Origin of the sequence: Thiocapsa bogorovii (genome assembly GCF_021228795.1) — a bacterium.
Taxonomy (GTDB): domain Bacteria; phylum Pseudomonadota; class Gammaproteobacteria; order Chromatiales; family Chromatiaceae; genus Thiocapsa; species Thiocapsa bogorovii.
Genome location: NZ_CP089309.1, coordinates 2,933,397 through 2,959,622 on the forward strand (window position 1 = coordinate 2,933,397; position 26,226 = coordinate 2,959,622).

At 65.4% G+C, this 26,226-nt stretch carries 26 protein-coding genes and 1 pseudogene; 9 read left to right on the forward strand and 18 right to left on the reverse strand.

From position 1 onward, the window contains the following. Positions 1–5 precede the first annotated feature (5 nt). A complete protein-coding gene (gene pyrE / locus LT988_RS13285; protein ID WP_232406053.1) occupies positions 6–647 on the reverse strand; it encodes an orotate phosphoribosyltransferase in 642 nt (213 codons plus the stop codon). Positions 648–732: 85 nt separating this feature from the next. On the opposite strand from pyrE, the gene LT988_RS13290 reads away from it, so the two are divergent. Further along, positions 733–1,419, forward strand: coding sequence for a sulfite exporter TauE/SafE family protein (locus LT988_RS13290; RefSeq protein WP_232406054.1), 687 nt, complete (start codon positions 733–735; stop codon positions 1,417–1,419). Between the two features lie 186 nt (positions 1,420–1,605). Here the strand turns inward: LT988_RS13290 and LT988_RS13295 are convergent, their stop codons facing one another. The 8 genes from LT988_RS13295 to LT988_RS13330 form a co-directional block, all read right to left on the reverse strand. Then, positions 1,606–2,052 carry a DUF4426 domain-containing protein gene (locus tag LT988_RS13295; RefSeq protein WP_232406055.1) on the reverse strand — a complete coding sequence of 149 codons (447 nt, stop codon included), beginning with the start codon at positions 2,050–2,052 and terminating at the stop codon, positions 1,606–1,608. 195 nt (positions 2,053–2,247) lie between these two features. Beyond that, a complete protein-coding gene (locus LT988_RS13300; RefSeq protein ID WP_232406056.1) occupies positions 2,248–2,550 on the reverse strand; it encodes a DUF167 domain-containing protein in 303 nt (100 codons plus the stop codon). Between the two features lie 29 nt (positions 2,551–2,579). Continuing rightward, positions 2,580–3,155, reverse strand: a complete 576-nt coding sequence (locus LT988_RS13305) for a YggT family protein (protein WP_007193593.1) — start codon at positions 3,153–3,155, stop codon at positions 2,580–2,582. Beyond that, positions 3,152–3,982, reverse strand: coding sequence for a pyrroline-5-carboxylate reductase (proC, locus tag LT988_RS13310; RefSeq protein WP_232406057.1), 831 nt, complete (start codon positions 3,980–3,982; stop codon positions 3,152–3,154). The genes LT988_RS13305 and proC overlap by 4 nt, the downstream gene beginning before the upstream one ends. A gap of 34 nt (positions 3,983–4,016) precedes the next feature. Next, on the reverse strand, positions 4,017–4,742 hold the full coding sequence (locus tag LT988_RS13315) for a YggS family pyridoxal phosphate-dependent enzyme (protein ID WP_232406058.1): 726 nt from the start codon (positions 4,740–4,742) through the stop codon (positions 4,017–4,019). Positions 4,743–4,753: 11 nt separating this feature from the next. Beyond that, complete coding sequence (rdgB, locus tag LT988_RS13320) at positions 4,754–5,377, reverse strand: RdgB/HAM1 family non-canonical purine NTP pyrophosphatase (protein ID WP_232406059.1); 624 nt, start codon at positions 5,375–5,377, stop codon at positions 4,754–4,756. A 40-nt stretch (positions 5,378–5,417) separates the two neighbouring features. Next, entirely contained in the window at positions 5,418–6,137 is a 720-nt protein-coding gene (gene rph, locus LT988_RS13325) for a ribonuclease PH (RefSeq protein WP_232410582.1), read from the reverse strand. Between the two features lie 72 nt (positions 6,138–6,209). Next, positions 6,210–7,130, reverse strand: a complete 921-nt coding sequence (locus LT988_RS13330) for a serine/threonine protein kinase (RefSeq protein WP_232406060.1) — start codon at positions 7,128–7,130, stop codon at positions 6,210–6,212. A 417-nt stretch (positions 7,131–7,547) separates the two neighbouring features. Between LT988_RS13330 and LT988_RS13335 the strand changes: the two genes are divergently transcribed. Then, positions 7,548–8,414: a YicC/YloC family endoribonuclease gene (locus LT988_RS13335; protein ID WP_232406061.1), complete on the forward strand. Its 867-nt coding sequence runs from the start codon at positions 7,548–7,550 to the stop codon at positions 8,412–8,414. An 81-nt stretch (positions 8,415–8,495) separates the two neighbouring features. On the opposite strand, the gene LT988_RS13340 is transcribed toward LT988_RS13335, so the two are convergent. Next, on the reverse strand, positions 8,496–8,819 hold the full coding sequence (locus LT988_RS13340; RefSeq protein WP_232406062.1) for a hypothetical protein: 324 nt from the start codon (positions 8,817–8,819) through the stop codon (positions 8,496–8,498). Between the two features lie 28 nt (positions 8,820–8,847). Beyond that, positions 8,848–10,251: a sigma-54 interaction domain-containing protein gene (locus LT988_RS13345; RefSeq protein ID WP_232406063.1), complete on the reverse strand. Its 1,404-nt coding sequence runs from the start codon at positions 10,249–10,251 to the stop codon at positions 8,848–8,850. A 534-nt stretch (positions 10,252–10,785) separates the two neighbouring features. Here LT988_RS13345 and gmk point away from each other — a divergent pair. From gmk to LT988_RS13365, 4 genes and pseudogenes are all read left to right on the forward strand, one after another. Continuing rightward, positions 10,786–11,397 carry a guanylate kinase gene (gmk, locus tag LT988_RS13350; protein WP_232406064.1) on the forward strand — a complete coding sequence of 204 codons (612 nt, stop codon included), beginning with the start codon at positions 10,786–10,788 and terminating at the stop codon, positions 11,395–11,397. 223 nt (positions 11,398–11,620) lie between these two features. Continuing rightward, positions 11,621–11,737 (forward strand): annotated as a pseudogene (gene rpoZ, locus LT988_RS25570) (DNA-directed RNA polymerase subunit omega); the annotation flags it as partial. A gap of 310 nt (positions 11,738–12,047) precedes the next feature. Beyond that, complete coding sequence (locus LT988_RS13360) at positions 12,048–14,267, forward strand: RelA/SpoT family protein (RefSeq protein WP_232406065.1); 2,220 nt, start codon at positions 12,048–12,050, stop codon at positions 14,265–14,267. Positions 14,268–14,433: 166 nt separating this feature from the next. Further along, positions 14,434–14,850: a DUF2384 domain-containing protein gene (locus tag LT988_RS13365; RefSeq protein ID WP_232406066.1), complete on the forward strand. Its 417-nt coding sequence runs from the start codon at positions 14,434–14,436 to the stop codon at positions 14,848–14,850. A gap of 208 nt (positions 14,851–15,058) precedes the next feature. On the opposite strand, the gene hemF is transcribed toward LT988_RS13365, so the two are convergent. Next, positions 15,059–15,991, reverse strand: a complete 933-nt coding sequence (gene hemF / locus LT988_RS13370; RefSeq protein WP_232406067.1) for an oxygen-dependent coproporphyrinogen oxidase — start codon at positions 15,989–15,991, stop codon at positions 15,059–15,061. Positions 15,992–16,143: 152 nt separating this feature from the next. Between hemF and LT988_RS13375 the strand changes: the two genes are divergently transcribed. Next, complete coding sequence (locus tag LT988_RS13375; protein ID WP_232406068.1) at positions 16,144–16,710, forward strand: hypothetical protein; 567 nt, start codon at positions 16,144–16,146, stop codon at positions 16,708–16,710. Positions 16,711–16,733: 23 nt separating this feature from the next. Continuing rightward, positions 16,734–19,196, forward strand: coding sequence for a penicillin acylase family protein (locus LT988_RS13380; protein WP_232406069.1), 2,463 nt, complete (start codon positions 16,734–16,736; stop codon positions 19,194–19,196). A 210-nt stretch (positions 19,197–19,406) separates the two neighbouring features. On the opposite strand, the gene dtd is transcribed toward LT988_RS13380, so the two are convergent. Both dtd and LT988_RS13390 read right to left on the reverse strand, forming a co-directional pair. Then, on the reverse strand, positions 19,407–19,844 hold the full coding sequence (gene dtd, locus LT988_RS13385; RefSeq protein WP_232406070.1) for a D-aminoacyl-tRNA deacylase: 438 nt from the start codon (positions 19,842–19,844) through the stop codon (positions 19,407–19,409). 321 nt (positions 19,845–20,165) lie between these two features. After that, positions 20,166–21,131 carry an MBL fold metallo-hydrolase gene (locus LT988_RS13390; RefSeq protein ID WP_232406071.1) on the reverse strand — a complete coding sequence of 322 codons (966 nt, stop codon included), beginning with the start codon at positions 21,129–21,131 and terminating at the stop codon, positions 20,166–20,168. Between the two features lie 500 nt (positions 21,132–21,631). On the opposite strand from LT988_RS13390, the gene LT988_RS13395 reads away from it, so the two are divergent. Then, complete coding sequence (locus tag LT988_RS13395; protein ID WP_232406072.1) at positions 21,632–22,417, forward strand: DUF2189 domain-containing protein; 786 nt, start codon at positions 21,632–21,634, stop codon at positions 22,415–22,417. Between the two features lie 306 nt (positions 22,418–22,723). Here LT988_RS13395 and LT988_RS13400 read toward each other — a convergent pair whose 3' ends face one another. From LT988_RS13400 to dapF, 4 genes are all read right to left on the reverse strand, one after another. Beyond that, a complete protein-coding gene (locus LT988_RS13400; protein ID WP_232406073.1) occupies positions 22,724–23,386 on the reverse strand; it encodes a sulfotransferase family 2 domain-containing protein in 663 nt (220 codons plus the stop codon). A 109-nt stretch (positions 23,387–23,495) separates the two neighbouring features. Then, complete coding sequence (xerC, locus tag LT988_RS13405) at positions 23,496–24,410, reverse strand: tyrosine recombinase XerC (protein WP_232406074.1); 915 nt, start codon at positions 24,408–24,410, stop codon at positions 23,496–23,498. 180 nt (positions 24,411–24,590) lie between these two features. Beyond that, complete coding sequence (locus LT988_RS13410; RefSeq protein ID WP_232406075.1) at positions 24,591–25,292, reverse strand: DUF484 family protein; 702 nt, start codon at positions 25,290–25,292, stop codon at positions 24,591–24,593. Between the two features lie 103 nt (positions 25,293–25,395). Next, on the reverse strand, positions 25,396–26,226 hold the full coding sequence (gene dapF, locus LT988_RS13415) for a diaminopimelate epimerase (protein ID WP_232406076.1): 831 nt from the start codon (positions 26,224–26,226) through the stop codon (positions 25,396–25,398).

Consider the following 26,226-nt stretch of genomic DNA (forward strand, 5'->3'; position numbering starts at 1 on the left):
AACGCCTAGGTCCCGTAGCGTGCCCGGTAGGCGCGCACGGCCTCGGCGAAGGTGTCGAGCTCGGGCTGCTCGTCGAGGTAGGTCACGAGATCGGTGAGGCTGACGATGCTGTAGACCGGGATGCCGAAGGTTGCGGTCACCTCGGCAACTGCGGATCGGCCGTCCTGGCCCTGCTCCTGCCGATCGAGTGCGATCACCACGCCCGCCGGCTCGGCCCCGGCATCGCGGATGATCTGGACCGATTCACGCACCGAGGTGCCCGCGGTGACCACGTCGTCGATGATGAGGATCCGTCCGGCCAAGGGGCTGCCGACGATCAGACCGCCCTCGCCGTGATCCTTGATCTCCTTGCGATTGAAGGCATACGCGGTGTCTCGGCCCGATTGAGTGGCGAGCGCCATGCTGGTCGCCGCCGCCAGCGGGATGCCCTTGTAGGCCGGCCCGAACAGCACGTCGAACGTCGGGGCGACATCCAGGATGCATCGCGCGTAGGCGTTCCCCAGGCGGGACAGCCGCTCGCCCGTGTTGAAGAGGCCGGCGTTGAAGAAGTACGGGCTTTGACGACCGGACTTGAGCGTGAAATCGCCGAAGCGCAATGCGCCGATCTCGGCGGCGAAGGCCAAAAATTCGCGTTGGTAGTCTTTCATACGGGATTCCTTTCGGATCTTTGAGCTGATTGGCGAGCGCTGACAGCCAAATAGCCAACAGCCCGCTCTAGACGAGGTACGGAGCATGATGGAGACAGCGCCGGGGATCTACTTGACCGCCTTTCTGGTCGGCCTGCTGGGCGGTGTCCATTGTCTGTCGATGTGCGGCGGTCTCGTGGGCTCCTTGACCTTAGGCTTGGATCCACGGATCCGTCGCGACCCCTTGCTGATGCTGCCCTATCAGCTGACCTACAACCTGGCCCGCATCGCCGGATACGCCACCGCGGGCGCGCTGTTCGGCGGGCTCGGCGCCTTGCTGCTCCAACTCGACGCCTTTCAGATCATGCAGCGCGTCCTCTATGGCATCGCCGGGGTCGTCATGATCCTGCTCGGGCTCTATCTCGGCGGCTGGTGGCGTCTCATTGCCGTGGTCGAGCGTGCGGGCGCCGTGCTCTGGCGGCGTCTCGAGCCCCTGGGTCGACGCGTGCTGCCGGTCCGCAATCTCATGCAGGCCGCGGCACTCGGCTATCTCTGGGCCTGGATCCCCTGCGGTCTCGTCTACAGCGTCCTCATTACCGCGGTCGCCACGGGCAGTGTCCTGGACGGGGCGCTCGTCATGCTGGCCTTCGGCGCCGGCACCCTCCCGAACCTCCTCGGCATCGGCCTCCTGGCCGGCGCCGCCGCCCGCATCTCCGAGCGCGCATGGGTCAAGCAAGTCGCCGGGCTGTTGGTCATCGGCTTCGGCCTCTACGCCCTCTGGCAACTCTATTAAATCGCGCTCTTCATTGACATGCCCCGTCATCAGATGGGCCTTGGTCGTGCGCACATGGAACGCTGGAGCTGGCGCGATTTAAGTATTCAAAAATTTAATTGCTTAAACCGCGTCGGCTCAAAGGTCTGTTCGCGGCCAAATCCGGCCCTTTCAACTCGAACCTCGCCTGTCGCAAGAAGACGCGGTTTAATCCGTGAAGAACTGTTGCTGCAGCTCGATTGCCGCGGGCTCGGCACCGCCCGGCGGAGTGACCTGGATTTCGAAATCCACGATCTGGAGATTTGCGATCGGAAACTGTCCGACATAAGAGACGCCTTCACCGACACGGATCTCGCGCATCGGGATTGCGCTCGCAGGCGCGTCCCCGGTGCGTGCGGTGGCCTCGACACGAGCCGGCACGTTTTCCCGCGTTCCGTCCGGGTGCGGCTTGACGATCGAGACGGTCAGCACGCCGTTGAGCTTGCTGCGTTGGATCCGGTAAAGATTCGCGATCTCGGGATTGAGCATCTCGGTCGTCATGGCGTTGGTGTAGATGGTGTAGTCGCCGACGACAACCGGGCCTTCGGCCCAAGCGCTGTTGGCTGCGAGCAGTCCCGCGGCGACCACGACCCCTAGGGTTCGTTGAATGATCATGTTGAAACCTCGTTTGGCGGATAAGATGAACCGCGTCCGCTGCGACATGCGTTCTCGACACGTGGGCTCGGACGTTAATGAATCAACGACCGTCCCGGTAGACGCGGTTCAGAAGTCAGGAAAAATCTCTAAACCGCGCCAGCGCCCAGTTGTCGGGGTTGCTGCAGCACCGAGCGCCCTGTGGGACAGGCCATGTCACTGCGAGCGCGGTTTAATCGGGATCGGAAATGTCCGCGGCGCCTGAATCCGCAGCCGCTTGTACCGCGATTGCTCGCCGCCGATCAAGGACACCTTGGACGGCGCCACGCCGAAGGCGTCCGCGATGAATTTGCGTAGCGCAGTATTACCCTTGCCCTCGACCGGGGGTGCCTTGATGGCGACCCGATAATGATCGCCCTCCGGCCCGACGAAGGCATCCTTCGGCGCGCGCGGTTTGACGCGCAGCGCCAGTTCCAAGTCATCGCCATCCCACCGCGACCAGGACTCGGTCTCCGACACGATTGAAGGCGCCGCGCTCGAGCCCGGCTTCAGAACGGACTGCCGACCAGCCACTTGAGCGGCGGGATCAACAGCATCTCGAGCAGGACCAACCCGATCATGACCACCATGGGCGAGAGGTCGATCCCGCCGATGGGCTGAATCAACCGCTGCGCCGGGCGCATGATCGGATCCGTCAGGCGAGTCAGCAATGCCACGGCGGGGTTGTATGGATCCGGATTGACCCAGCTCAGGATGACGCGAATCAGGATCCCGAACAGGAAGATGTTGATGAAGAGCTCCACCACGGCAGGTATCGCCCAACCCAGCGCACCGAAGAGCGAGACGTTCAGCCCGAGCACCGCGACCAGCAGCGCCAGCTCGACGGACTTGAGCAGCCAGGCCACCACCAAGGCGGCCAGATCCATGCCGGCGTAGCCCGGGATGACCTGACGCAGCGGGCGCAGCACCGGCGAGGTCAGCTTCACCACGAACTGCGAAATCGGGTTGTAGAAGTCGGCCCGCGCCCACTGCAACAGAAAGCGGATCGCCACCAGCGTGATATAGAGTCCGAACAGGGTCTGGATCAGGAAGACGGCCGGGTTGGTCAGATAGGATCCGCTCATGCTTGCTCCGACAGGCTCCGGGAGAGATCGACCGCACGGTCATGTGCGGCGTGCGCGGCGCGCTTCATCAGGGCGTGAAGATCGGCCTTGAGCAGATGCTCGAGTGCACGTTCGGTCGTGCCGCCGGGCGAGGTGACACGCTCGCGCAGCTCTCCGGGCGTATCCTCGCTCTCCACCGCCATTTTGGCTGCACCCAGCGCGGTCTGGATGGTCAAAAGTCGGGCGGTTTCGGCATCCAGGCCGAGCGAGATGCCGGCCTCTTCCAAGGCTTCCATGAAGAGGAAGAAGTAGGCCGGGCCGCTCCCCGAGAGTGCGGTCACCGCGTCGATCTGGGCCTCGGTCTCGACCCAGCGGGTCAGGCCGACGGCGCGCAGAATGGTCTCGGCGCGATTCCGGCCCTCCTCGCCGACCTCGGGGCTGGCATGCAGACCGATTGCGCCCGTCTGCACCATCGCCGGTGTATTGGGCATGGCGCGCACGATCGGCAAGGTTCCGCCGAGCCATCGCTGCAGCGCTTGCTCGGGCACCCCGGCCATGATGGAGAGCACGAGCGGGGCGCGTGCAGTCACGGCGTCGGCGATCTCGGTGCAGACCTGTGCGGCGAGCTGCGGTTTGACGCAGAGCACGAGCGTATCGGCATCGCTCAGTGCGTCCCGATTGTCGGCGAAGACCCGGACGCCGTAGCGGGTCTGCAGTATCCGGCGACGATCCGCGCTGGGATCGGCCACTTGGAGCGAGTCAGGCGCATAGCCGTCGGCAATGAGACCGGCGATCAGACTGGTGGCCATGTTGCCGCCACCGATAAAGGCAATCCTGGTTGTCGTCATGTCGAGCCCTAAAGAGATCGGAGGCTGATGAAGGTCATTGCGCCGCATTATACGACCGCGGCCCGAAGACTGCCGTGCCCACACGGACCAGGGTCGCGCCTTCGAGGATCGCGGCCTCGAGGTCGTCCGACATGCCCATCGACAGACATTCGAGCGGTCGGTTCGGGGTGGCTAATCGATCGCGCAGGAGACGCAGGGCGCGAAACGGCGCGCGCTGGGAATCTTCGTCCTCGGCGGGTGCGGGGAGCGTCATGAGTCCACACACATCCAGGCCGGGTAGGGTCGCGCACGCGGCGATCATGTCCGCGATCGCGTCCGGCTCGACACCGCCCTTTGTGGTCTCGCCGCCGACGTTGACCTGGATGCAGACCTTGAGCGGGGGCAGTGTGCTCGGACGTTGCTCGCTCAGACGACGGGCGTGGGCCGCATCGGACAGACCGTGGACCCAATCGAAACGGGTCGCGATCTGGCGGGTCTTGTTCCCCTGGATCCGGCCGATGAAGTGCCACTCGATATCGGCAAGGTCGGCGAGCAGGTCGATCTTCTCGATCGCTTCCTGGACATAGCTCTCGCCGAATGCGCGTTGGCCGGCGGCGTAGGCGGCACGCACGGCGTCGGAGCCGTGGGTCTTGCTCACGGCGAGCAGCGCGACACTGCCCGGCGGGCGCCGAGCGCGCTCGACGGCCGCGCGAATCCGGGCCTGCACCTCGCGCAGACGCTTCGGGATGCCGTCGTCGCCGATTGCCTCGAGCCTGTCCATCGCGCGGCCCTTCAGACGTCGGCGCCGGCCGACTTCAAGAGGGCCTGCAGGGCACGCAGGGCCTGACCCCGGTGGCTCAGGCTGTTCTTGGTCTGCGGATCCAGCTCCGCGGAGCTGCACCCGTGCGTCGGCACCCAGAAGATCGGGTCGTATCCGAAGCCGTGCTTGCCGCGCGGGGCGGTAAGGATCGAGCCCTCCCAGGTGCCCTGGCAGATGAGCGGCGTGGGATCGGCAGGATGGCGCAGATAGACCAAGACGCATTGGAATCGGGCGGTGCGTTTGGATTCTTCCACCCCTTTCAGGTCGTCGAGCAGCTTCTCCAGATTGGCCGTATCGGATGCCCCGGGCCCCGCATAGCGTGCGGAATAGATGCCTGGCGCGCCGGCGAGTGCGTCCACCTCCAAGCCTGAATCGTCGGCTAGGGCCGGGAGATCGCTGTAGCGCGCGGCATGGCGTGCCTTGAGGATCGCGTTCTCTACGAAGGTCAGCCCCGTCTCTTCGACGTCCGGCACGGCGAAATCGCTCTGAGGGACCGCTTTGATGCGGGCGCTCAGCAACAGCTGATTGATCTCTCTGACCTTTCCCGGGTTGTTGCTGGCCAGGACGAGGGCTTCGCCGGCGTGCGGGATACTCATGTCGTTCTCCTTGTCTAGCGATCGGGTACGGGCACCCCTGTCATGCGTTTTCCAGTGCGGAGCGCTGAGCGGTTTGGATTTCGCGGATGCCGGCGGCGCCGACCGCGATGAGTGCGTCGAGCTCGGCGCGGGTGAAAGGCACGCCCTCGGCGGTCCCTTGGACCTCGACGAAGCGGCCTTCGCCGTCCATCACCAGGTTCATGTCGGTTTCTGCGGTTGCATCTTCGGCATAATCGAGATCGAGGACTGCGACTCCTTTGACGATGCCGACCGAGACGGCGGCGATCTGTGTGTGGAGCGGATTGGTGGTGATCTCGCCGCGTGCCAGCAGCCCGTCGATCGCGTCGCGCAAGGCGACCCAGGCGCCGGTGATGGACGCGGTGCGGGTGCCCCCGTCGGCCTGCAGGACATCGCAGTCGAGCGTGATCGAGCGCTCCCCGAGTGCGTTCAGATCCATCGCCGCGCGCAGCGACCGACCGATCAGGCGCTGGATCTCGAGCGTCCGTCCGCCCTGCTTGCCCCGCGCCGCCTCACGCGGACTGCGGGTATCGGTCGCGCGCGGGAGCATTCCGTATTCGGCGGTCACCCAGCCTTTGCCCTGACCCTTCAGGAAGGGCGGGACCTGCGACTCCACGCTTGCGGTGCAGAGCACGCGCGTCTCCCCGAACTCGACCAGCACGGAGCCCTCCGCATGGCGGGTGAACCCGCGGGTCAATCGAATCGGCCGCAGTTCGTCGGGGCGGCGCCCGGACGGCCGCACAGGGGCGTTTGCAGAGGTGTCTGTCATGGCGATGCTTGCTCTCGAAACCGGAACGGGTATGGGGTGGCGTGACTATTCGGATGCACTCGGAGGCGTGCCCGACACCGTGTCCGAGCTTCGGGCCACCTGTTCAAGGACCCCCGCAAGGAGCTCTCCGGCATCCTGTGGACGGTCGCCGATCTCCATCGACATCGACCAATCGACCAGCCTGAGTAAGGGGAAAGGATACCGGGTTTTCAGCTCCTCCGTGGCCGGAATCAGGGTATCTTCCTTCTGGCGCTGGGGTGCGGGGGGCGGTGTGCGTCCTTCCATGCAGGCGCGGATACTCGCCCCGACCGCGTAGACGTCGGTCCAGGGTCCGATATGACCGTCGCGCAGGTATTGCTCGATCGGCGAATAACCTGCGGTGACGACCTGTCCGCCCCGTGCGCGGCTCTTCGCCAAGGGGTGCACGGCACCGAGATCGAGCAACATGGGTCGGTTGCCGTGCCTCAGGTGGATATTCCCGGGTTTGACGTCGAGATGGACCATGGAGCGGCGATGCAGCAGTGACAGGGCGTCGAGAACCGGGATAAAGACATCGAGGATGAAGGTCGTGCTCAGGCCACCGCGCCGCGCCTGTACATAGGCCCCGAGATTGCGCCCGCGCTCGTTGGGCATGACCAAATAGCCCGTATCGTTGGCGAGGAAGAAATCCAAGACCCGTACGATCGAAGGGTGCTTCAAGGACGCGAGGGCCTTGGCCTCTTGAAAGAACAACCTACGCCCTTGATACAGATTCTCGGCGAGCTGCGGCTCGCTCGCCATCACGCGCCGGGCGCTATCGCGCCGCGCGATCTTCTTGGGCATGTATTCCTTTATCACGACCTCTTCGCCCGAGTCCTCGTCATAGGCGAGGTAGATGAGACTGAAACCGCCCTGCGCGATGGTCTTCACGACCCGATACGGACCCAGCAAGGTGCCGGCGGGCAGGCTGTCTCGGGCGACGGCCATGATGGTCTCTGTCGGTCTCCGTTCGGGGTTCGGCGGCACGCAGTCGGCCGCGGGCAAGTCAAACGCTCGGAGTAGAATCCTGCGCCCGCGGGCGAAACAAGGCAACGTATACCGAGCGTACGGGATCGGTCGATCCTCGTTGGACTCCGACAGGGGCGCGCTCGGCGTCGGGTAGACTCTGAGTGCGGTGCAGCCGACACCCCGGACGGACTCTCGGTGTCCGCGGCGCATCGACCGAGAGTGATCGATCGCTTCCTGCTTCTTGCCGTTGCGTCCGGCAGGGCGACCCGGATAATGGTCGTCCGGAGTCCGGATCCCCGCGAGCGGTCGCACGCACTCGGTCTCGCCGCCGCTCGAGGCGCCCGAGCGCCGACGCCTCAATCGTCGCCCCCACATCGATCCCCAAGGTAAGACACCATGATCAAGAGTATGACGGCCTTCGCGCGCGAGTCGCGCTGCGGTGATTTCGGCGAGCTGACCTGGGAGCTGCGGGCCGTCAACCACCGCTATCTCGAGCCCCACCTGCGGTTGCCCGAGGAGTTGCGCGCGCTCGAAACCGGCGTGCGCACTCGACTGGCCGCCCGCGTGCAACGCGGCAAGCTCGACTGCAACCTGCGCTATGTCCCAGCCGTCGGATTCACCGGAAGCCTGCGGGTCAACCGAGCCTTTGTCGAGCAGCTCCTTGCGGCCGGGCAGGAGGTCGGCGCCATCATCGGTCGCGGTGTCGACCCGTCTCCCTTCGAGCTGCTGCGCTGGCCCGGCGTGCTCCAGGAGCAAGACCGCGACCTGGATCAGGTGACGGCCGCCGCGCTGGATCTTCTCGAAACCGCAATCGACACCCTTCTTGCGACCCGCGAGCGCGAGGGCGAGCGCCTGGAACGCCTTCTGGCCGATCGCTGCGACCGCCTGCAGGAGAGCGTGGTGCGTGTGCGTGCCCGGATGCCCGAGGTGATGACGAGCGTGCGGCGGCGTCTTGCCGAACGTCTCGCCGAGCTGCGCGCCGAGCTGGACCCCGCGCGCCTTGAGCAGGAGATGGCCCTGGTCGCGGCGCGACTGGATGTCGACGAAGAGATGGACCGTCTCGTCGCCCATGTCGCCGAGGTTCGGGACGTGCTCAAACGCCGCGAGCCGGTCGGGCGCCGTCTGGATTTTCTCATGCAGGAGCTCAACCGCGAGGCCAACACCCTGGGTTCCAAATCAGCCGACGTGGAGGTCACCCGAGAGGCGGTCGAGATGAAGGTCCTGATCGAGCAGATGCGCGAGCAGGTGCAGAATCTGGAGTGACAAGGAGGTTTGCGTTACGTGCCACGATGGCCGGAGTCACGAACAAGGCACGCATGCTTCTCCGGGCAACACGCAAGACCCTCAGACGCGAGTCTTGTTCCGATCTTCCGCCGGACGCGGGCGCATCGCGATCAAGATCAAGACGAGGGGTAGCTCGATCAGGAAGACCAGGGTCGCGAACAGCACCAGCTTGACCTGACCCATGACCATGGCGCCCATGATGGCGACCAATCCGAGATTGCGGGTGCTGAATTCGATCAGCAGCGTGAAGCGGTCCTCGCTCGGAAGGCGCGCGACCGACCCCACGATGAAGCCTGCAGCCATTGTGATGATGCAGAAGGGCAACGCGGTCGGAAGGGCCGCGCGGACAGCCGCCCCTAGCCCTTCGTCCTGGTCGATCAGCATGATGCCTACCAGGTCGGATCCGCACCGGTCACGGGAGGGTGCGCCTGGACCGACGTGTCCCTTCGCGTGGTGCGGCGGGCCGCAGGATACCCAACTTCCGCATCCTCGAGCGCAGTGTATTGGGATTGATCCCCAAGCACTCCGCAGCGTTGCCCGTGCCATTGATGCGCCAACCGCAGCGCTCGCACGCCGCCAGGATGTGGTCACGCTCCACCTGTTCCAGGGTGCGGATGTCGGCCGCAGTCTCGGGCCCCGGCGCCGCGCCGTGCATCGGCCTAACCCTGTCGGCCACGGGGAGGCGCTCGACCGACAGCGTCGAGCCCGACGAGAGGATGAGTGAGCGCTCGACGATGTTCTCCAACTCTCGCACGTTGCCCGGCCAATCGTAAGCCATCAGCTCGGCGATCGTATGGTCCGGGATGCGGGTCACCTGTCGGTCCAGCTTGGCTCGGAGCTTCTCGACGAAATAGGCGGTAAGGAGTGCAATATCCTCCCGGCGCTCGCGTAGCGGCGGCAGCGTAATGGGGAAAACCCCGAGACGATAGTAGAGGTCGGCACGAAAGGTTCCCTCCCGCGCCATGGACTCGAGATCACGATTGGTCGAGGCAATCACCCGCGCGTCGCTGCGCCGGGTCGTCGTCGAGCCCAGCCGCTCGAACTCGCCGCTCTGCAAGACCCGCAGGAGTTTCGCCTGGAGCTCCAGCGGCAGCTCGCCGATCTCGTCCAGAACCAAGGTACCGCCGTCGGCGACCTCGAAACGGCCGACCTTGCGGGCGAGGGCCCCCGTAAACGCGCCCTTCTCATGGCCGAACAGCTCGCTTTCGATCAGTGTGGCCGGCAAGGCCGCGCAGTTGACCCGGATGAGTGGCCGCTCGGCCCTGCGGCTGCGCTTGTGGACAGCGGTCGCGATCAGGTCCTTGCCGGTGCCGGTCTCGCCGAGCACCAGGACCGTGCTGTCGGTGGGGGCGACTTGCTCCACCTGAAGCAGTACTCGCTTCAGGGCTATGCTCTCTCCCACCAGCTCGTCGAATTCGCGGCAATGCAGCACCTCTTCTCGCCACACCGCGTTCTCCGCCTCCACCCGTTCGCGCAGTGCCAGGTTCTCGGCGAGGGCGGCCTTGAGCTCAACCTCTTTGCGCCTTCGCAGCATTGCGTTCGCAAAGGCCCCGGCGAGCAGGCGCAGGCGTCGGACTTCGGGTTCGGTCCAGGTGTGTGTCTGGCGGATTGCCCCGAATGACAGCCAGCCGAGCGAGCCGCCGGTCGCGGAGAGCGGAAAGGTGGCCATGGAGCGAATCCCGAGTGTGCTCAGGGCCTCCGCGTCGGCCGCCGCCTCGGGCGGAAGGTCGGCGATCCGGTTGACGACGACCGCGCTGCCGGAGCGCAACCGAGGGGCCAGATAGGGAAAGCGGGATTCGAAAATCGGCGACGGCACGGGCTCGATGCCCGGCACGGCCCAGGAGTGGGTCGTCGAGTACCTCCGGCTCCACGTTGACGAAGGACGCCGTCAGATCGGCAAGGAGATCCTCGAAGCCGGTCGCGTTGACCTGGCCCTCTGCAGCGGGATCGGCATCTCGATTGCGATTTGCCCCGGAAGGAATGCTCACGACCGAACAGGACGTCTTCGGATGTGCTGCAAGTGTACTCGCATCGACCCGAATCACGATATTTCGATATCGACGACACGTCATCAAGGTTTGAGGAGCGCCGGCGAGAGATCCGCCGAGCTGGATACGGGTCTTGGCGACCCGGTGCAGATCGCCGCGACCTGCTCGATCCGCGTGCGCGCCCGGCACCGGCGCGATATTCTGGTGCCCTATCCGGTCCGAGGTCGCGTGCAGGCCGCCCGATCTCGAGCCTTGTCTTGATGCCCGGTGCCGTACCGGACGTCTCGGCAGTTCGATAACTATCCGCGTGGTCGGGGTCACCATCGGCCGGCCAACCCCTAGTTCAAACGGTTGAGCGCATCATGAGCGAAGGTATCCTCTTTATCGTCTCGGCCCCGTCCGGCGCCGGGAAGACTTCGTTGGTTAAAGCGCTCTTGGCGCGTGATCCGGGGCTTTCGCTGTCGGTCTCCTGTACGACGCGTGCGCCTCGCGCCGGCGAGCAGGACGGCGTCCACTATCATTTCATCGATCAGGCGCGGTTTCGGGAGTCGGTCGCCGCGGGTGAGTTTCTGGAGCATGCCGAGGTCTTCGGCAATCTCTACGGGACACGCGAGGCCGATGTCCGCGAGGCACTGGCTGCCGGGCAGGATCTGATCCTCGAGATCGACTGGCAGGGCGCGCGGCAGGTCCGCGAGCGCTTTCGCTCGGCGGTCGGGATCTTCGTCTTGCCGCCGTCGATTGCGGAGCTGGAGCGTCGTCTGCGCGGGCGGGGCACCGACAGCGATGCGGTCATCGCCGATCGGATGGCGCAGGCGCGCGACGAGATGGCGCATGTCGAGGAGTACGGCTATCTGGTCGTCAACGATGCGTTCGACACGGCCCTGGATGCACTCGCGGCCATCGTTCATGCCGAGCGACAGCGTTTCGAGCGGCAGCGGCCGCGGTTGGGGTTCTTGCTCGATCCCTTGACGTGATGCGGGTGAGCCGCCGGGTAAGCCGTCGCTCCCTGCTGGTTCGCCATGTATGTTAGGCTCTTAGCACAACGCTACCGCGTGGGCGGCCGGCTCCGAAGGGCATGAACGGCGAGCCCGCCCGCCTGTCGAACGAAGACGAGTCCCTGCACCCGCGTCCGTCGTATTCCCCGGCCCAGCGGGCCGGTGCCCCGGATTTTCGAGACCCCGATGGAGAACATTTCGAATGGCCAGAATTACCGTTGAGGATTGCCTCAATCACGTCGACAACCGTTTCGATCTGGTGCTGCTCGCAACCAAGCGGGCCCGCCAGCTGGCGAACGGCGTCGAGCCGATCTTGCCGTGGGCCAACGACAAGCCGACCGTCATGGCGTTGCGCGAGATCGCCGCGGGCCATATCTCGACGGCAATTCTCGACGGCAATGGTTCAGGCCGCGCAGCGCGAGATCGACGAAACCACGGCCGCCTTGGAGCAGGCGCTCGCCGAGGAGCTTGCCTCCGAGCTCGGCGAGGCGGAGCCCAAGGGCGATCCGCGCGAGTAGGTTCGGTATGCGGCTCGACGAGGATCTGCAAACGACCGCGGGGTTTGGCCGTACAAGGGCCGACGCTCCGACCGGGCGTGACTCCTCATGAGCCCGTTCGATGTCGGATCCATGCGAACCGCCCTCCTCCCCGTCGTCGACCACACCTCCGAGCAACCGGTTCGGTCCGCCGCGGAGGAATGCGACCGTGCGCCCGTGGCCCGTTATTTGATCAGCGACCTTTGCGCCTATCTGGAGACCTACCTCCCGCCCGAGCAGGTCAGCGAGTTCTATCGGGCCTATCTGTTCGGTGCCGAGGCGCACGAGGGTCAGAGCCGCAAATCGGGCGAGCCCTACATCTACCATCCGGTCGCGGTGGCGCGCATCCTCGCCGAGATGCACATGGACTATAAGTGCCTGATCGCGGCACTGCTTCACGACGTGATCGAGGATACCCCGGTCGACAAGGAGCAGGTCGCGGAGGTTTTCGACGAGGAGATTGCGGATCTCGTCGACGGGGTCAGCAAGCTCTCGCAGATCGAGTTCGAGTCGCGCGCCGAGGCCCAGGCGGCGAGCCTTCAGAAGATGCTCCTCGCCATGACGCGCGACATCCGCGTCATCCTGATCAAGCTCGCCGATCGGCTCCACAACATGCGCACGCTCGCGTCGATGCACCCCGATGCCTGTCGAAGGATCTCACGAGAGACGCTCGACATCTTCGCCCCCATCGCCAACCGTCTCGGCATCAACCGCGTTCGGGTCGAGCTCGAAGAGCTGGGGTTCCTGCACCATTGGCCCTGGCGCCGTCACGTGATTCAACGCGCCTTGCAGAAGACCTGCGGTGCGCGTGTCGAAATGGTCGGCACGGTAGAGACGGCCCTCAAGCGGGCCCTGCATCAGGAGGACATCCACGGGGAGGTCGAGGGCCGACGCAAGCATCTCTACGGTATCTATCGCAAGATGCGCGAGAAGCGACGAGCCTTCTCGGAGGTGGTGGACGTCTTCGCGTTCCGGGTCACGGTGGATCGGATCGACACCTGTTATCGGGTGCTCGGGCTGGTCCACAATCTCTACAAGCCGGTGCCCGGGCGATTCAAGGACTACATCGCCATCCCCAAGGCGAACGGGTACCAGTCGCTCCACACCGTGCTCATCGGCCCGCAGGGCATCCATATCGAGATCCAGATCCGCACTGAGGACATGCAGCGCATGGCCGAGTCCGGGATCGCCGCGCACTGGCTGTACAAGAGCGGCGATCAATCCACGGCGAATGCCACGACATTGGCCTCGGAGTGGTTGCAGAATCTGCTTGTGATGCAGCGTGCGGCCGGCAATTCGGTGGAGTTCCTCGATCATGTGAAGATCGATCTCTTCCCCGACGAGGTTTACGTCTTCACGCCCAAGGGTCGCATCCTGACCCTCAAACGGGGTGCTACGGTCATCGACTTCGCCTACGCGATCCATTCCGATGTCGGCAACACCTGTGTCGCCGCGCGGATCGACCGACGCATGGTCTCGCTCAGCACGAATTTGCGCAGCGGCCAGACGGTGGAGATCATCAATGCACCCGGCGCTAAGCCGAATGCGGCCTGGCTGAATTTCGTCGTGACCGGCAAGGCCCGCGCGAGCATCCGGGGCTATCTGAAGAACCTCAAGCAGCGCGAGGCCCAGGTGCTGGGGCGGCGCCTGCTGAGTGCGGAGCTCGGCGCATTCGGGGTGGATTTGGAGAGCCTCGACCCGATCCGTGTCGCGGCCTACCTGGAAGAGGCCAATCAGCGCACGCTCGACGACCTGCTCGGGGATATCGGGCTCGGCAATCGTCTGGCCGCATTCGTAGCGCGTCGCTTGGCCGGGGGCGATGACGACGATGCGACCCAAGCGATGCAGGCCGACAGGAATCTCCATCCCCACCGCTTGGCGATTCGCGGCACCGAGGGGATGGTGGTGAGCTTCGCGCGCTGCTGCCGGCCCATCCCGGGCGATACCATCGCCGCGCTCTTCAGTCCGGGTCGGGGGATCGTGGTCCATCGCAGTGAATGCCGCAACCTCGGCAGCCTGGAGACCAAGCGCGACAAACGTCTGGATGTCGAATGGGCCAACGAGCCGGACGGCGAGTTCCCGACCGAGATCCGGGTCGAGATCGGCAATCGACGCGGTGCGCTCGCGGTGGTGGCCGGGGCCATCGCCGAGCTGGGCTCGAACATCGAGAATGTCCATTCCCGCGAGAAGGACGGTATGACCACGGCGTTGGAATTTCTTATCCTCGTCAAGAGCCGTGTGCACCTCGCGCGCATCATGCGCCGCTTGAGACAGATCCCGTTGGTCTTGCGGATCACCCGAATTCCGCGCTGAGGTTCTCGATCGCGATCCGGCGCCGCACCCGCGTCGCATTCGGCTCGCGGGTTGCATCCGAAACCCACCGGCGCCATCTCCCATGCCAGATGCGTGGTTGGAGTCAGTCCGACCCGCGACCATCAAGCCGTACGCTCTCGGGCGTGCCTCAGACAAGGGTCAACTCATGTCCGAACTCACGATCGACGAGCGCTGCACGCTCACGCGCCGCATCATGTCGCTGCTGGAAGGCTGGAATCTCGGTGCGAGCGACATCCTGGTGCTTCTTCAACTGCCGGCCGGCATCAAGGCGCGTAACCTCTCGCGCTATCGGGACGAGGAATGCTTCCCCGACGATCCTCAGGTCAATCGCCGGCTCTCCTACCTGGTGCGTATCGAAGACGCCCTGCATACCTACTTCCCGCGCAACCCGGAAATGCGCCACCTCTGGGTCAAGCGCGCCAACAAGCAATTCAACAAACGCGCGCCGATCGCGGTGATGGTCGAGGACGGCGAGAGCGGGCTGATCTCGGTCCTCTCGCATCTGGACTGCACCTTCGCGTGGGATATGACGGGGTCGAAGGCCGAATACGGTAAGGGCTGACCCATAACCTCTCCTGGCTCGCCAAAACAGTCCGTGCGGGTGGGCGAGCCGCGAGGGTAGATGCGCCAGGGTGGACAAGCGTAGCGCAGTCCACCAGCTCCGGTACTGGAATCGGTTGACTTCGCTGTGCTCGTCCACCCTACCGCGCTTGTGCGGCCTAGGGGGCTTGACGTGTCCTTGCAGCCGCTTCCAAGCACGACCGACCGCTTCAGGTCGCGTGGGCCTCGTCGGCGAGCCAGTCGCGGGGCCTCAAGAAGCGCTCGTAAAGCTCCGCCTCCGGGCTTCCCGGCTCGGGGCGGTAGTCGTAACGCCAGCTCACCTCCGGCGGCAGGGACATCAGGATCGACTCGGTGCGACCGCCCGATTGCAACCCGAACAAGGTGCCTCGATCGTAGACCAGGTTGAACTCCACGTAGCGACCGCGGCGGTACTTCTGAAAAGCGCGCTCCTCGTCACCGTATTGCTTCGCCCAACGGCGATTCACGATCGGCAGGTAGGCCGGCAGATAGGCCTCGGCGACGCTGCGCATGAAGGCGAAACTGCGGTCGAACCCCCCTTCGCTCAGATCGTCGAAGAAGAGTCCGCCGACCCCGCGGGGCTCCTCGCGATGCTTCAGGTAAAAATATCGGTCGCACCAGTCCTTGTACCGCGGATAGACGTCCTCGCCGAACGGCAGGCAGGCCTCGCGCGCCGCGCGGTGCCAGTGCCGCACGTCCTCCTCGAAGCCGTAGTAGGGCGTCAGATCGAACCCGCCGCCGAACCACCAGACCGGCTCGGCGTCCGGTCGCTCCGCGATGAAGAATCGCACGTTTAGATGCGAGGTCGGCACATAGGGGTTCTGTGGATGGACGACCAAGGACACGCCCATCGCCTGGAAGCCGCGCCCGGCCAGCTCGGGCCGATTCGCGCTTGCCGAGGGCGGCAGGCGCTCGCCGAAAACGTGCGAGAAGTTGATACCGCCGCGCTCGAAGACGGCCCCGTCCTGCATGATGCGCGTGCGCCCGCCACCGCCGCCGGGACGCTCCCAGGCGTCCTCGCGGAAGCCCGCTCCGCCGTCGGTCTCGCGCAACGCCGTGCAGATGCGGTCTTGCAGATCGAGTAGATAGGTCTTGACGGCGTCGGCGTCGGGTCGATCTGACATCGCGGCAACTCCTCGCATGTGCGGTTATCATGAGACGATTGGTCGGATAGTACCGAATCTTGACCCGGAGGGGTCCCTCTCGCCCGACTCGCCGCGATCGGCCAACGGTCCTGTGAGTCTCGCGAGCCATAACACCAATAGGAGACAACCCGATGTCCATCGCCCTGCGCTCGCTGCTGATCGCCCCCGTCCTGCTCGTCGGCTCCGCTCTCGTCTCGGCCGACCAGCCCGTCGCCTTTCTGACCTTTCAGTCGTCGGTCCCGGACGCCTGGGTCGCGGAGACGCCCAAGAGCGAGATGCGCCAGCTCCAGTTCACGGTGCCTGCGCCCACCGGCGGCGAGGGCGGCGACGGGGCCGAGTTCGTCGTCTACTTCTTCGGACCCGGTCAGGGCGGGACACTGGAGGCCAACATCGAACGTTGGCAGTCTCAGTTCAAGGGCCCGGACGGCGCGCCCGTCGAGCCGACCGTGACGCAGATCGGCTCGGAGGCGATCCCCGCCACGCTGGTCGAGCTGCGCGGAAGCTACGGCCGCAGCGTCGGCATGGGTCCAGGCGACGACGTGCAGACGGATCGCATGCTCCTTGCGGGCGTCATCGAGACGCCGGAAGGCAACCTCTTTCCGCAGCTCCACGGCCCGGCGGACCTGGTCGCGGCGCAACGCGACGGCTTCATCGCGTTCGTGAAAGGGATCCAGCCGGCGGCACCCGCGACGCCGTAAGCCGAGCTGCGGGGGGCAGACAGGTGCCACGTCGGATCCTATTGCTCATCGTTGCGATCCTGGCCATCGGCCTCTTGGCAGGTGCCGCCGGCTTGGCGTGGGTCGCGAAGCGGGGCGAGCCAAGCTATATGGGTAGCCGGGCCATTCCCGGGCTCGAAGCACCGGTGCGCGTACGCTACGGGTCCCATGCCGTCCCGACGATCGAGGCCGACAGCCTCCATGACCTGCTATTCGCCCAAGGTTACGTCGTAGCGCGCGAGCGGATGTGGCAGATGGATCTCCTGCGTCGTCTCGCCGGCGGGACGCTGGCGGAGATTTTCGGGGCCTGGGTGCTTCCCGCGGATCGTTTCTTCCGCACCATGGGGCTCGACCGCGAGGCCGAGCGAAGTCTGGCCGTGCTCGACATCGAGGAAAGGGCTCTCCTCGAGTCCTATGCGGCGGGCGTGAACGCCTATCGGACGGAGGCGACGACGGAGCGCCGTCTGCCGTTCGAGTACCTAGTCGTCGGCGCCGCTCCCGCGCCCTGGACTCCGCAAGACAGCCTCCTGATCGGCGGCTACATGGCCTGGACGCAGTCCTACAACCTGCGGGCCGAGCTGACGTTTCTTCGTCTCGCGGCCCGCATCGGCCCCGAGCGGGCGCGCGAGCTCTTCCCGACCGATGCCGGCATCCCGGCGCCGGAGGTGCCGCCCGAGCTGGTCCGCGAGCTGGCACAGGAACAGGGGCGGACCCGGATGCGCGGCGATCGGCAAGGGCCGACGATCGAGCCCGTGCTGGAGATCGTCGCCCGCCTCGGGCTGCCCTTGCCTGCGGCGGCGAGCAACGGCTGGGCGGTGAACGGGCCCCGGACGGCCGACGGCGAGGCATTGCTCGCCAACGATCCCCATCTGGCGGCATCCCTGCCTGGGATCTGGTACCTGCTCGAACTGATCGCACCCGACCTGCACGTCGCCGGGGCGAGCCTGCCCGGCGTCCCGCTGGTGATGATCGGGCACAACCGGGATCTCGCCTGGGGCTTCACCAGTACCATCGCCGATACGCAGGACATCTTCGTCGAGCGCCTCATGCCCGACGGCAAGAGTGTCGAGCGAGCGGACGGGCGTTCGGAGCCGATCGCGACCAGGGTTGCGCGCATCTCGGTCAAGGGTGCCGAACCGGTCGATCTGGTCATCCGCTCGACCGGCAACGGGGTGATCGTCAACGACATCCTGGGTCCGATCACCAAGACCCCGATGGACCTGCCGAGTCTGGACACGCCCCATCTGCTGGCCCTGCGCGAGACCAACGATCTCCCCGATCGCGCCTTTGCAGGGCTGCTGCGTCTGAACCGAGCCGAGACACTCGCGGAGGCCGGCGAGGCCATCCTGGAGTTCAAGCAGGTCGTTCTGAACCTCATGTCGGCGCACCGCGACGGCGGCATCGCGCTGCAGATCAGCGGTGTCCTGCCGCAGCGCGGCAAGGGCTCGGGCGCCTTCCCCTCGCCGGGTTGGGTCGACGGCTATGCCTGGCGGGGGCTCGTACCCCAGACGCGCAACCCGCGGCGCGCCGATCCGCCCGGTGCGGCCTTGGTCACAGCCAACAACCGCATCGTTCCGGTCAACTACCCGGTGACCATCAGCAATGCCTGGATGGCACCCTTTCGCGCCGAACGCATCGCCGAGCGGCTCGATGCGGCCGGCCCCTTGACGCCCGAGGCGATGGCGGACATCCAGAACGATCGCATCAGCACCGAAGCACGGCTGGCCCAAGCCGCCCTGCGCCGCATGGAGATGGATCTGCAGTCGGTCGATCAGGAGGCCTGGAATATCGCCGCGGAGGAGCTTCTCGACTGGGACGGCGATATGGCGGGGTCCAGTCGGTCCGCGGCCTTCTTTGCCTTGCTCGAGCCGGCGCTCTACAGGGCGCTCTACGAAGACGAGCTGGGAGAAGACCTCGAAGCCATGACGGCGATGGCCATGTTCGCTTACAGCCCCCTGCAGGAGATGCTCCGCAGCGGCCGTTCGAGCTTCTGGGATGATGTGACGACGCGCTGGACCGAGGGTCCTGCCGAGATCTGGGCGCGGGCGATCAAGGACGCGAAGGCGGATCTCGATGGCCGGATCCGAAATCCCGAAGACGCGCGCCTGGACCGGATTCGCACCCTGACCTTCCCGCATGCTTTCGGTACCTTGCCCTTGGTCGGCCGTCTCTTCAACGTCGGTCCGATCGGTGTCGGCGGGAACGTGGATACGGTGAACGTGATGAAGCCGATGCCGCTCGCACCCGAGGAGTCCGTCTTCATCCCCTCGATGCGGGTTGTCCATACGCCCGCGGATTGGGCGCGTACCCGCGGCGTGTTGCCGCTCGGTCAGTCCGGGCACCTCTTTTCCCGCTATCGAGCCGACCAGCTCGATGCTTGGTTGACGGGCGAAACCTATCCTTGGCCCTGGAACGGGCCAAGCGAGCAAGAGTCGATCGGTGTTCTGATGTTGGCCCCGGGTCTTTGATCGAGCTCGAGGCCGCGAGTCGGCGTCGGCAAGTCCCGACACAATGCTTCGGTGCTCGCGTGTCGCGCCACGGGCGACATCCGTCGAGGTTGTGCCGACGATCGGAAGGACGGCACCGCGCCGGCATTTTGCGCCTCGCAAAGCTCGGCGCAACCACGGCCGAGCGGGTGCGGCGTAGCCCGCCGCGGCCTTTCGGTTTCGGGATGCGTTTCAGGTCTCCAGCCAAAAGGTCACGGGGCCGTCGTTGACCAGGCTGACCTGCATGTCTGCACCGAAGCGTCCGGTCGCCACCCGGGGATGGTCGGCATGTGCTCGTGCGACCAGGTCATCGAAGAGGCGCTGGCCTTCGTCCGGCGGTGCGGCGGACGTGAAGCTCGCGCGGGTCCCCTTGCGGGTGTCGGCGGCTAGTGTGAATTGCGGAACCAGGAGAAGACCGCCTCCGATGTCGCGCAGGCTGAGATTCATGCGGTCGTCGGCGTCCGGGAAGACCCGATAACCGATCAGACGCTCCAGCAGACGCGCTCCGCGGGCCGATGTATCGCCTTGCTGCACGCCGACCAAGACCAGAAGGCCGCGCTCGATAGCACCGATCGTCTCGCCGGCAACCTCGATACGGGCACGGGAGACACGTTGCAATAAACCGATCATCTTGAATCCTGACTCGAGTCCGGAATGATAGATGTGACGAGTTGAAGCGATGAACCTGAGTGAGCCGGGACATGAACGGGTGAAGAACCTTGCACCCATGTGCCCTCGAGCAATGTTCTCTTTCGCAGGGGTGAACCCGGAAACCGATCAACGGAGTGGATGCGGGGTTCCCGGAAAGTCGTGCACCCCCGAAGCCTGGAAGGTGTGCTCAGAGCCTGCCTTTAGATACATCCCGAAGGGTCTCCCGGGCCGTGCGCAACGCGTGGAGGCGGGATCTGTCCGACGGGTTCGGATCGCCCCCGAAGATCGTTGCATCGGGGATCATCGCTTCGCCCGCCGCTTCAACCAAACCTCCAGTCCCTGCGCATTGAGCTCGGTGTCCAAGCTCAACAGCTCGGCGATGGCGTCGTCCGATAGGGCGACACCGTGTGCGTGGGCGCCGGCGACCAGATAGGCTCGCACGGCGTTCTTGATGCGGGACTCGCGGTCCGGGTCGGTGTTGCCCTCCTCGGCGAGTGCGATGTCGGCGAGGGCGCGGATGCTGGCGCGCAGGTCGTCGACCAGATCCGCGGGGTGTTGGACTCGGCCGTAGTGGGTGAGATACATGGCCCTGGGTGTGTAGGCCATGAGTTTATCGAGGCTGGTGAGCCAGGCATCGGGATCGAAGGCGACCGGGGTGGTCGGGGCGAACAGCCAGGGGCCGGCGGCGGTGTCGAATTCGCGGTAGGAGATGCCGAAGGTGTCGCCGGTAAAGAAGCCGCGGCTGGTCTCGTCGTAGATGCAGCCGTGGTGGTTGGCGTGTCCGGGCGTGTCGATGAACTTCAGCGTGCGGCCGGCGAGGTCTAAGGTGTCGCCGTCCGCCGCGATGATGACGCGCGCTTCCGGCACCGGGGTAAGCGCCCCGAAATCACGCGCGAAGGCCTCCTCGCCGTAGACGGCCGTGGAACCGGCGGTCAGGCGGCTCGGGTCGATCATATGGGTCGCGCCCTTGGGGTGAATGACCAGGCGCGCGTTCGCGCAAGCGGCCATAAGGGAGCCGGCACCGCCGCCGTGGTCGAGGTGGACATGGGTCGGGATGACATAGTCCACATGCTCCGGGGTCAGGCCCAGGTCGGCGATCACGCCGAGCAAACCCGGAACGGAGTTCGCGGCGCCGGTGTCGATGAAGGCAAGCCGATCCGCGGAGCGCACCAGGTAGCAGGCGGCGAGGCCGTGACGGTAGAGACCGGTCTCGAGGCAATAGATGCCGTCGTCGATGTATTGGTAGGGTGCGGGTACGGTGGACATGCGCGTGCGTGCTCCGATGTGAATCGCGTATTTTGGTCGGGGATCGAGTCTAAACCAAGCGCTGTCTTGATGCAGCGCAGCACTCATCGGGATCCGGGATTCGTATCGGGTAACATCACGGAGTCGATGGCTTTTTCCGTATAAACGGACGCCTGCATGACGTAAGCTCAAGCCCCTGGAATCGGGATCATGGCCGGCGTCGTGTGTTGCCGCGAAGGCGTTGGACATTCACCGAACGTTCGGCGCGGATGCCGGCGCGACCGCGGCATCTCGGGATTGCTCCCGAGGCGGATCTGCCGAAACCTCGGCCTTCGCAACGGATCCGGCCCGATGCGCTTGCCTTTTTCGTAAACCTTGTAGACCCTTAGTGCCTCGCTCAGTCTTCGCTCGGGGTCGTGTTGCTCGGGACCTGAAGGATTGCCGGCCTGCGCGCCGGCCGATACCGCAGCTCGGGGCAACTCCCCCTCGCCGGTTTCAATAACAATATCGGAGGATTTAGGATGGACAATACCGCCGTCGCGGACGAACCGCGCCATGTGGACCCACGCGTCAACAAGATCACCCTGGATCACCCCTGGCAATGGCTTGCCAAGGGTTGGCGGGACATCAAGACAGCACCTGTCTACAGTCTGAGATACGGCGCCATGATCGTGCTGCTCAGCGGCCTGATCGTCTTGCTGACGATTGTCGGGCACTTGACCTTTTTGATCCCCTTCCTGACCGCGGGCTTCTTCCTGATGGCCCCGTTTTTGGCGATCGGGCTCTATCAGATGAGCGCGCACCTGGAGCGCGGAGAGCCGGTGGATCACTGTCAGGCATTGGAGGCGTTCAAGCGTAATCAGGGTCAGTTGGGGATCGCGATGGGGTTCCTCGTGATGACGATGCAGCTCTGGATCCTGGCATCCGTCTTCCTCTTCATCATGATGTTCAACGACCCCTTTCCGCCGTTTTCGCGTTTTATTCCGGTCGTGGTGCTTTCGGGCGAGTACACGGGGCTGATGGTCTCGGTGGTCCTGGTCGGCGCCTTTTTCGCCATCTGTGCCTTCTGTATCAGCGCCATTTCGGTGCCGATGCTGATCGACCGCCCGATCGACGGCTTCACCGCAATGCGCACCAGCGTCCGCGCGGTGGCGCTGAATTGGCTGCCCATGCTGCTGTGGGCGACGCTCTTGGTCGGGATCGTGGGGCTTGGGCTACTGACCTTCTATGTCGGGCTCTTCATCGCTGTCCCATTGGTGGGTCATGCGACTTGGTATGCCTATCGGGATCTGGTGCCCAGAGACTGAGCTAAGCCGCGTCCCGAGGGTTGTGCATGCTCCGAGCGGCCCTCGATCTTCCACGCGCCATACTCGCGTGTAAGCGTTCGCACCCACCCTCCCCAGCCCTCCCCCGCAAGGGTGGAGGGAGCGCGTCCACACAAGGCAACAGTGTTTCGGTTCCCCTCGCGGGACGGGTCCGAGCGGTTCTCCAACTCGGCGTCGATGCGTATCGAACGCGTTCTGTTATCGTCCTAGACCGCGTCGGCGAGGATCTCGCTGATGTCTGCAAGGCCGATCCAACCCCGAGCTCGCGCATGAGCCCTCGGACGCGGTCTAGTCCGGCTCGAATCGATAGCCGAGCAGCTCGACATCTGCGGCGAAGTGTCTCGCGACCAGCTCGGCGGTGGCATCCGTGTAATACGCCCGATAGTCCTTGCTGCGATCGGTTGCCTTTCGCGCATGCGGCAGTGCCGGCGCGGGGATCCCGATGCGCTCGCAGGCGAGGGCGAAATCCTCGTGCAGACGCTCGTAGCGACCGATGAAGTCGACGATCACGGCCCCGTGCAGGTCGATCAGGTAATCGCTCTGCAGCTCGATCGAGGTGTCGACGTGATATTGATAGGGCCGCTCCGGGTCGAGCTTCCAGCGTAGGAAGGGCTCGAACTCGGTATGGCCGCCGAGGTATTGCGGCCGCTCGCGCCGGATGTGGTGGAAGGAGCTGACCTGGAGGTCCCAGGGGTTGCGCACGAAGGCGAACTTGAACAGTCCGTCGAAGACCTCCTTGGGCAGCATCTCCTTCGCAGCGATCGCCTTGGCATGGCGGGGCAGTTTGGTGGCGATGCGATGCCCGCTGAGATGGCTCAGACGGCTGCACAGGAACATGGACCAATACCAGGGATCGCGCCAGCGCAGCCCTTCCAAGGCGGCGCGCACGCTGGTTCCGCCGGTCTTGGCGATGTGGACGAAGAGAAAGCGGTATTTGGGCGAGAGCAGCATGGTGTCCGGTCAGCGCGGCCGATAAGCCTGAACGCGTTTGTTGAGCACGCCTGGAATGAGATCCGCGGCACGATCGGCCCGTCCGGGTTCGACGCCGGAGGAGGCCGCGTCAATCCGACCGGGGTGTCTTCTTCTTCGCACGCGGATGGGCCTGGTCATAGACCTGCGCGAGATGCTGGAAGTCGAGATGGGTGTAGATCTGGGTCGTGCCGATATCGGCATGGCCGAGCAGCTCCTGAACCGCGCGCAGATCGCCCGACGACTCCAGCAGATGGGTCGCGAAGCTATGCCGCAGCAAGTGCGGATGCAGGTCGCGCGTTGCGCCGTGCTCCCGGGCCCAGCGGGCGATGCGCAGCTCGACCGTGCGCGGGTTGATCCGCGTCCCGCGGCTGCTCACGAAGAGCGCGGGCTCCTCGGCCGCGGCCAGATTGGCGCGCACCAGCATCCAGCGTTGGACGGCCTCGCGGGCCTTGCTGCCCACCGGCACGCGCCGGGTCTTGGATCCCTTGCCCAGCACGCCGAGCTCGCCCTCGGCCATGTCGATGTCGCCGACGTTGACCGAGACCAGCTCGGCGAGCCGCAAGCCCGAGGAGTAAAACAGCTCGATCATCGCCTGGTCGCGGATCGTGAGCAGATCATCGTCGGCCGGATGATCGAGCAGGCTGCCCAACTGATCCGCGTCGAGTGTCGCCGGCAGTCGGCGCGGGCTCTTCGGCGCCCGCACCCCGACCGCCGGATTGGATCCGGCGAGACCCTCGCGCAGCAGCCAGCGATAGAGACTGCGCAGGCTGGAGAGCTCGCGCTGCAGGGTCTTTCCGGAGGCACCGCGGCGGTGACGCCAGGCCAGATACTGGCGCACGGCCTGCTCGTCGAGCTTCTCGATGGAGAATGATTCGGTCTCGCTCAGCCAGGCGTTCAGCCGCTCGAGATCGCGACGGTAAGCGATCAGGGTCTGCTCGGACAGCCGGCGCTCATGGGCGAGATGGCCGAGAAAGGAATCGATCAGGTCGCCCGATGTACTCATGTCATAGCGGTGAGTGGTGAGTCGTGAGTGGTAAGTGGTGAGTGCAGACCGGAGCTTCGGCGAGGACGCGGTTTAAAATTCTAATTCTTTCATCATCCTAAATCGCGTCAGCTCCGACGTTTATGGATTTGGCCGAGGCAGACCCCACCCAGAACCGATGCATATCGCACCGGACGCGATTTAGCTCGTCTCGTCGCAGTGCCCAAGCGGCACGACGCGCAGCTTCTGTCCGAGGATCTCGCCGAGCCGGTCGAGCAGCTCGGTGCCCATTTCGGGGCGAAAGCGCTCGGCGTCCTGGCTGCCGATCGCCAGCACGCCGGCATGCCCATCCGCACGGATCGGCACCAGAGCGGCCGAATGGATCGCCGCGCCCGTCTCACCGAAGAGGATCTGCGCCTTCTCGGTGTTGATCGGGCCACACAAGGCATGGTGGCGATCGACGAAGTCGCGAAACGCCAGCGTCAGTGCATCCGGTCGGGTGCCGCTCTCGTTCTCGGTCTGGAAGAGCTTCAGCGTCATCGCCTCGGCCGAGAACTCGGTCAGGAGCGCATCCTTGAGCAGTGTGCAGATCTGCTGCGAATCCTGCGCGGCGATGAGCTTCAGGACCAGGTGGTGGAGCCGGCCGGAGAGTGCCTCGTACTCGCGGGCACGCGAGATGAGATGCGTGAGGCGGTGGCGCTCCGCCTCCAGCTGCTTGCGCAAGACGCGCACCTGCTGCTCGATCAGAGAGACCGCGGCCCCCGAGTCGTGCGGGATCTCGAGCGCCGCGAGGACCTTCGGGTTGCGGGCGAAGAAGGTCGGATCCTTCAGTAGATAATCGGTGACCTTGGATTCGAGATCCGGGTCTTCGGTCGCGACGGGCGCGGGTTCGAGGGGAGTCATGCGCGATACCTCCCTGCCGGGGTGAGGTCGGACCTCGCGATCTCGGCCCGATCCGCGGTGGTGTGTTGGGTTTCATGGGTGCGGCCGGGGCCGCCGAGTCTTCTCATAGCGCGATCTCGCCTTCAAAGACCTGCACGGCCGGCCCGGTCATCCAAACGGACTCGCCGGGTGCGTTCCAGGCGATCAGCAGATCGCCGCCGGGCAGGCTGACCCGGACCCGCCCGTCCACCAGGTCGCATCGGCGGGCGTGCACCATGGCCGCGCAGGCCCCGGTGCCGCAGGCCAAGGTCTCGCCGGCGCCCCGCTCGTAGACACGCAGGCGCAGATGGTCGCGGGCGAGGACCTGCATGAAACCGACATTGACCCGTTGCGGGAAGCGCGGGTGCGATTCGACCAACGGGCCCAGACGTGCGACCGGCGCGGTGTCCAGGTCCTCGACCGAAATGACGGCGTGCGGGTTGCCCATCGAGAGCGCGCCGATCACGAGGGACTCGCCCGCGACATCCAGTGGATAGGTCTGCGCCGGTCGATCCGTCTGAAAAGGGATCCGATCGGGCTCGAATTCGGGCGTACCCATGTCGACACGGACTTGGCCTTCGTCTTCCAAATAGAGACGGATGGGACCGGCGGCCGTGCCGACCGGGATCTCGTCGTGCTCGGTCAGGCCGCGGTCGCGCACGAAGCGGGCGAAGCATCGCGCGCCGTTCCCGCATTGTTCGACCTCGGAGCCGTCGGCGTTGAAGATGCGGTAGTGAAACTCGGTGCCGGGCAGGCGCGGCGGCTCCACCAGAAGGATCTGATCACAGCCGATCCCGAAGCGCCGGTCGGCCAGCCGGCGGGCCAGCGCGGGGTCGATCGCGATGGGGCGCTCGGTGGCATCCACAACGACGAAGTCGTTGCCCAGGCCCTGCATCTTGCTGAAGGCGAGCCGCAT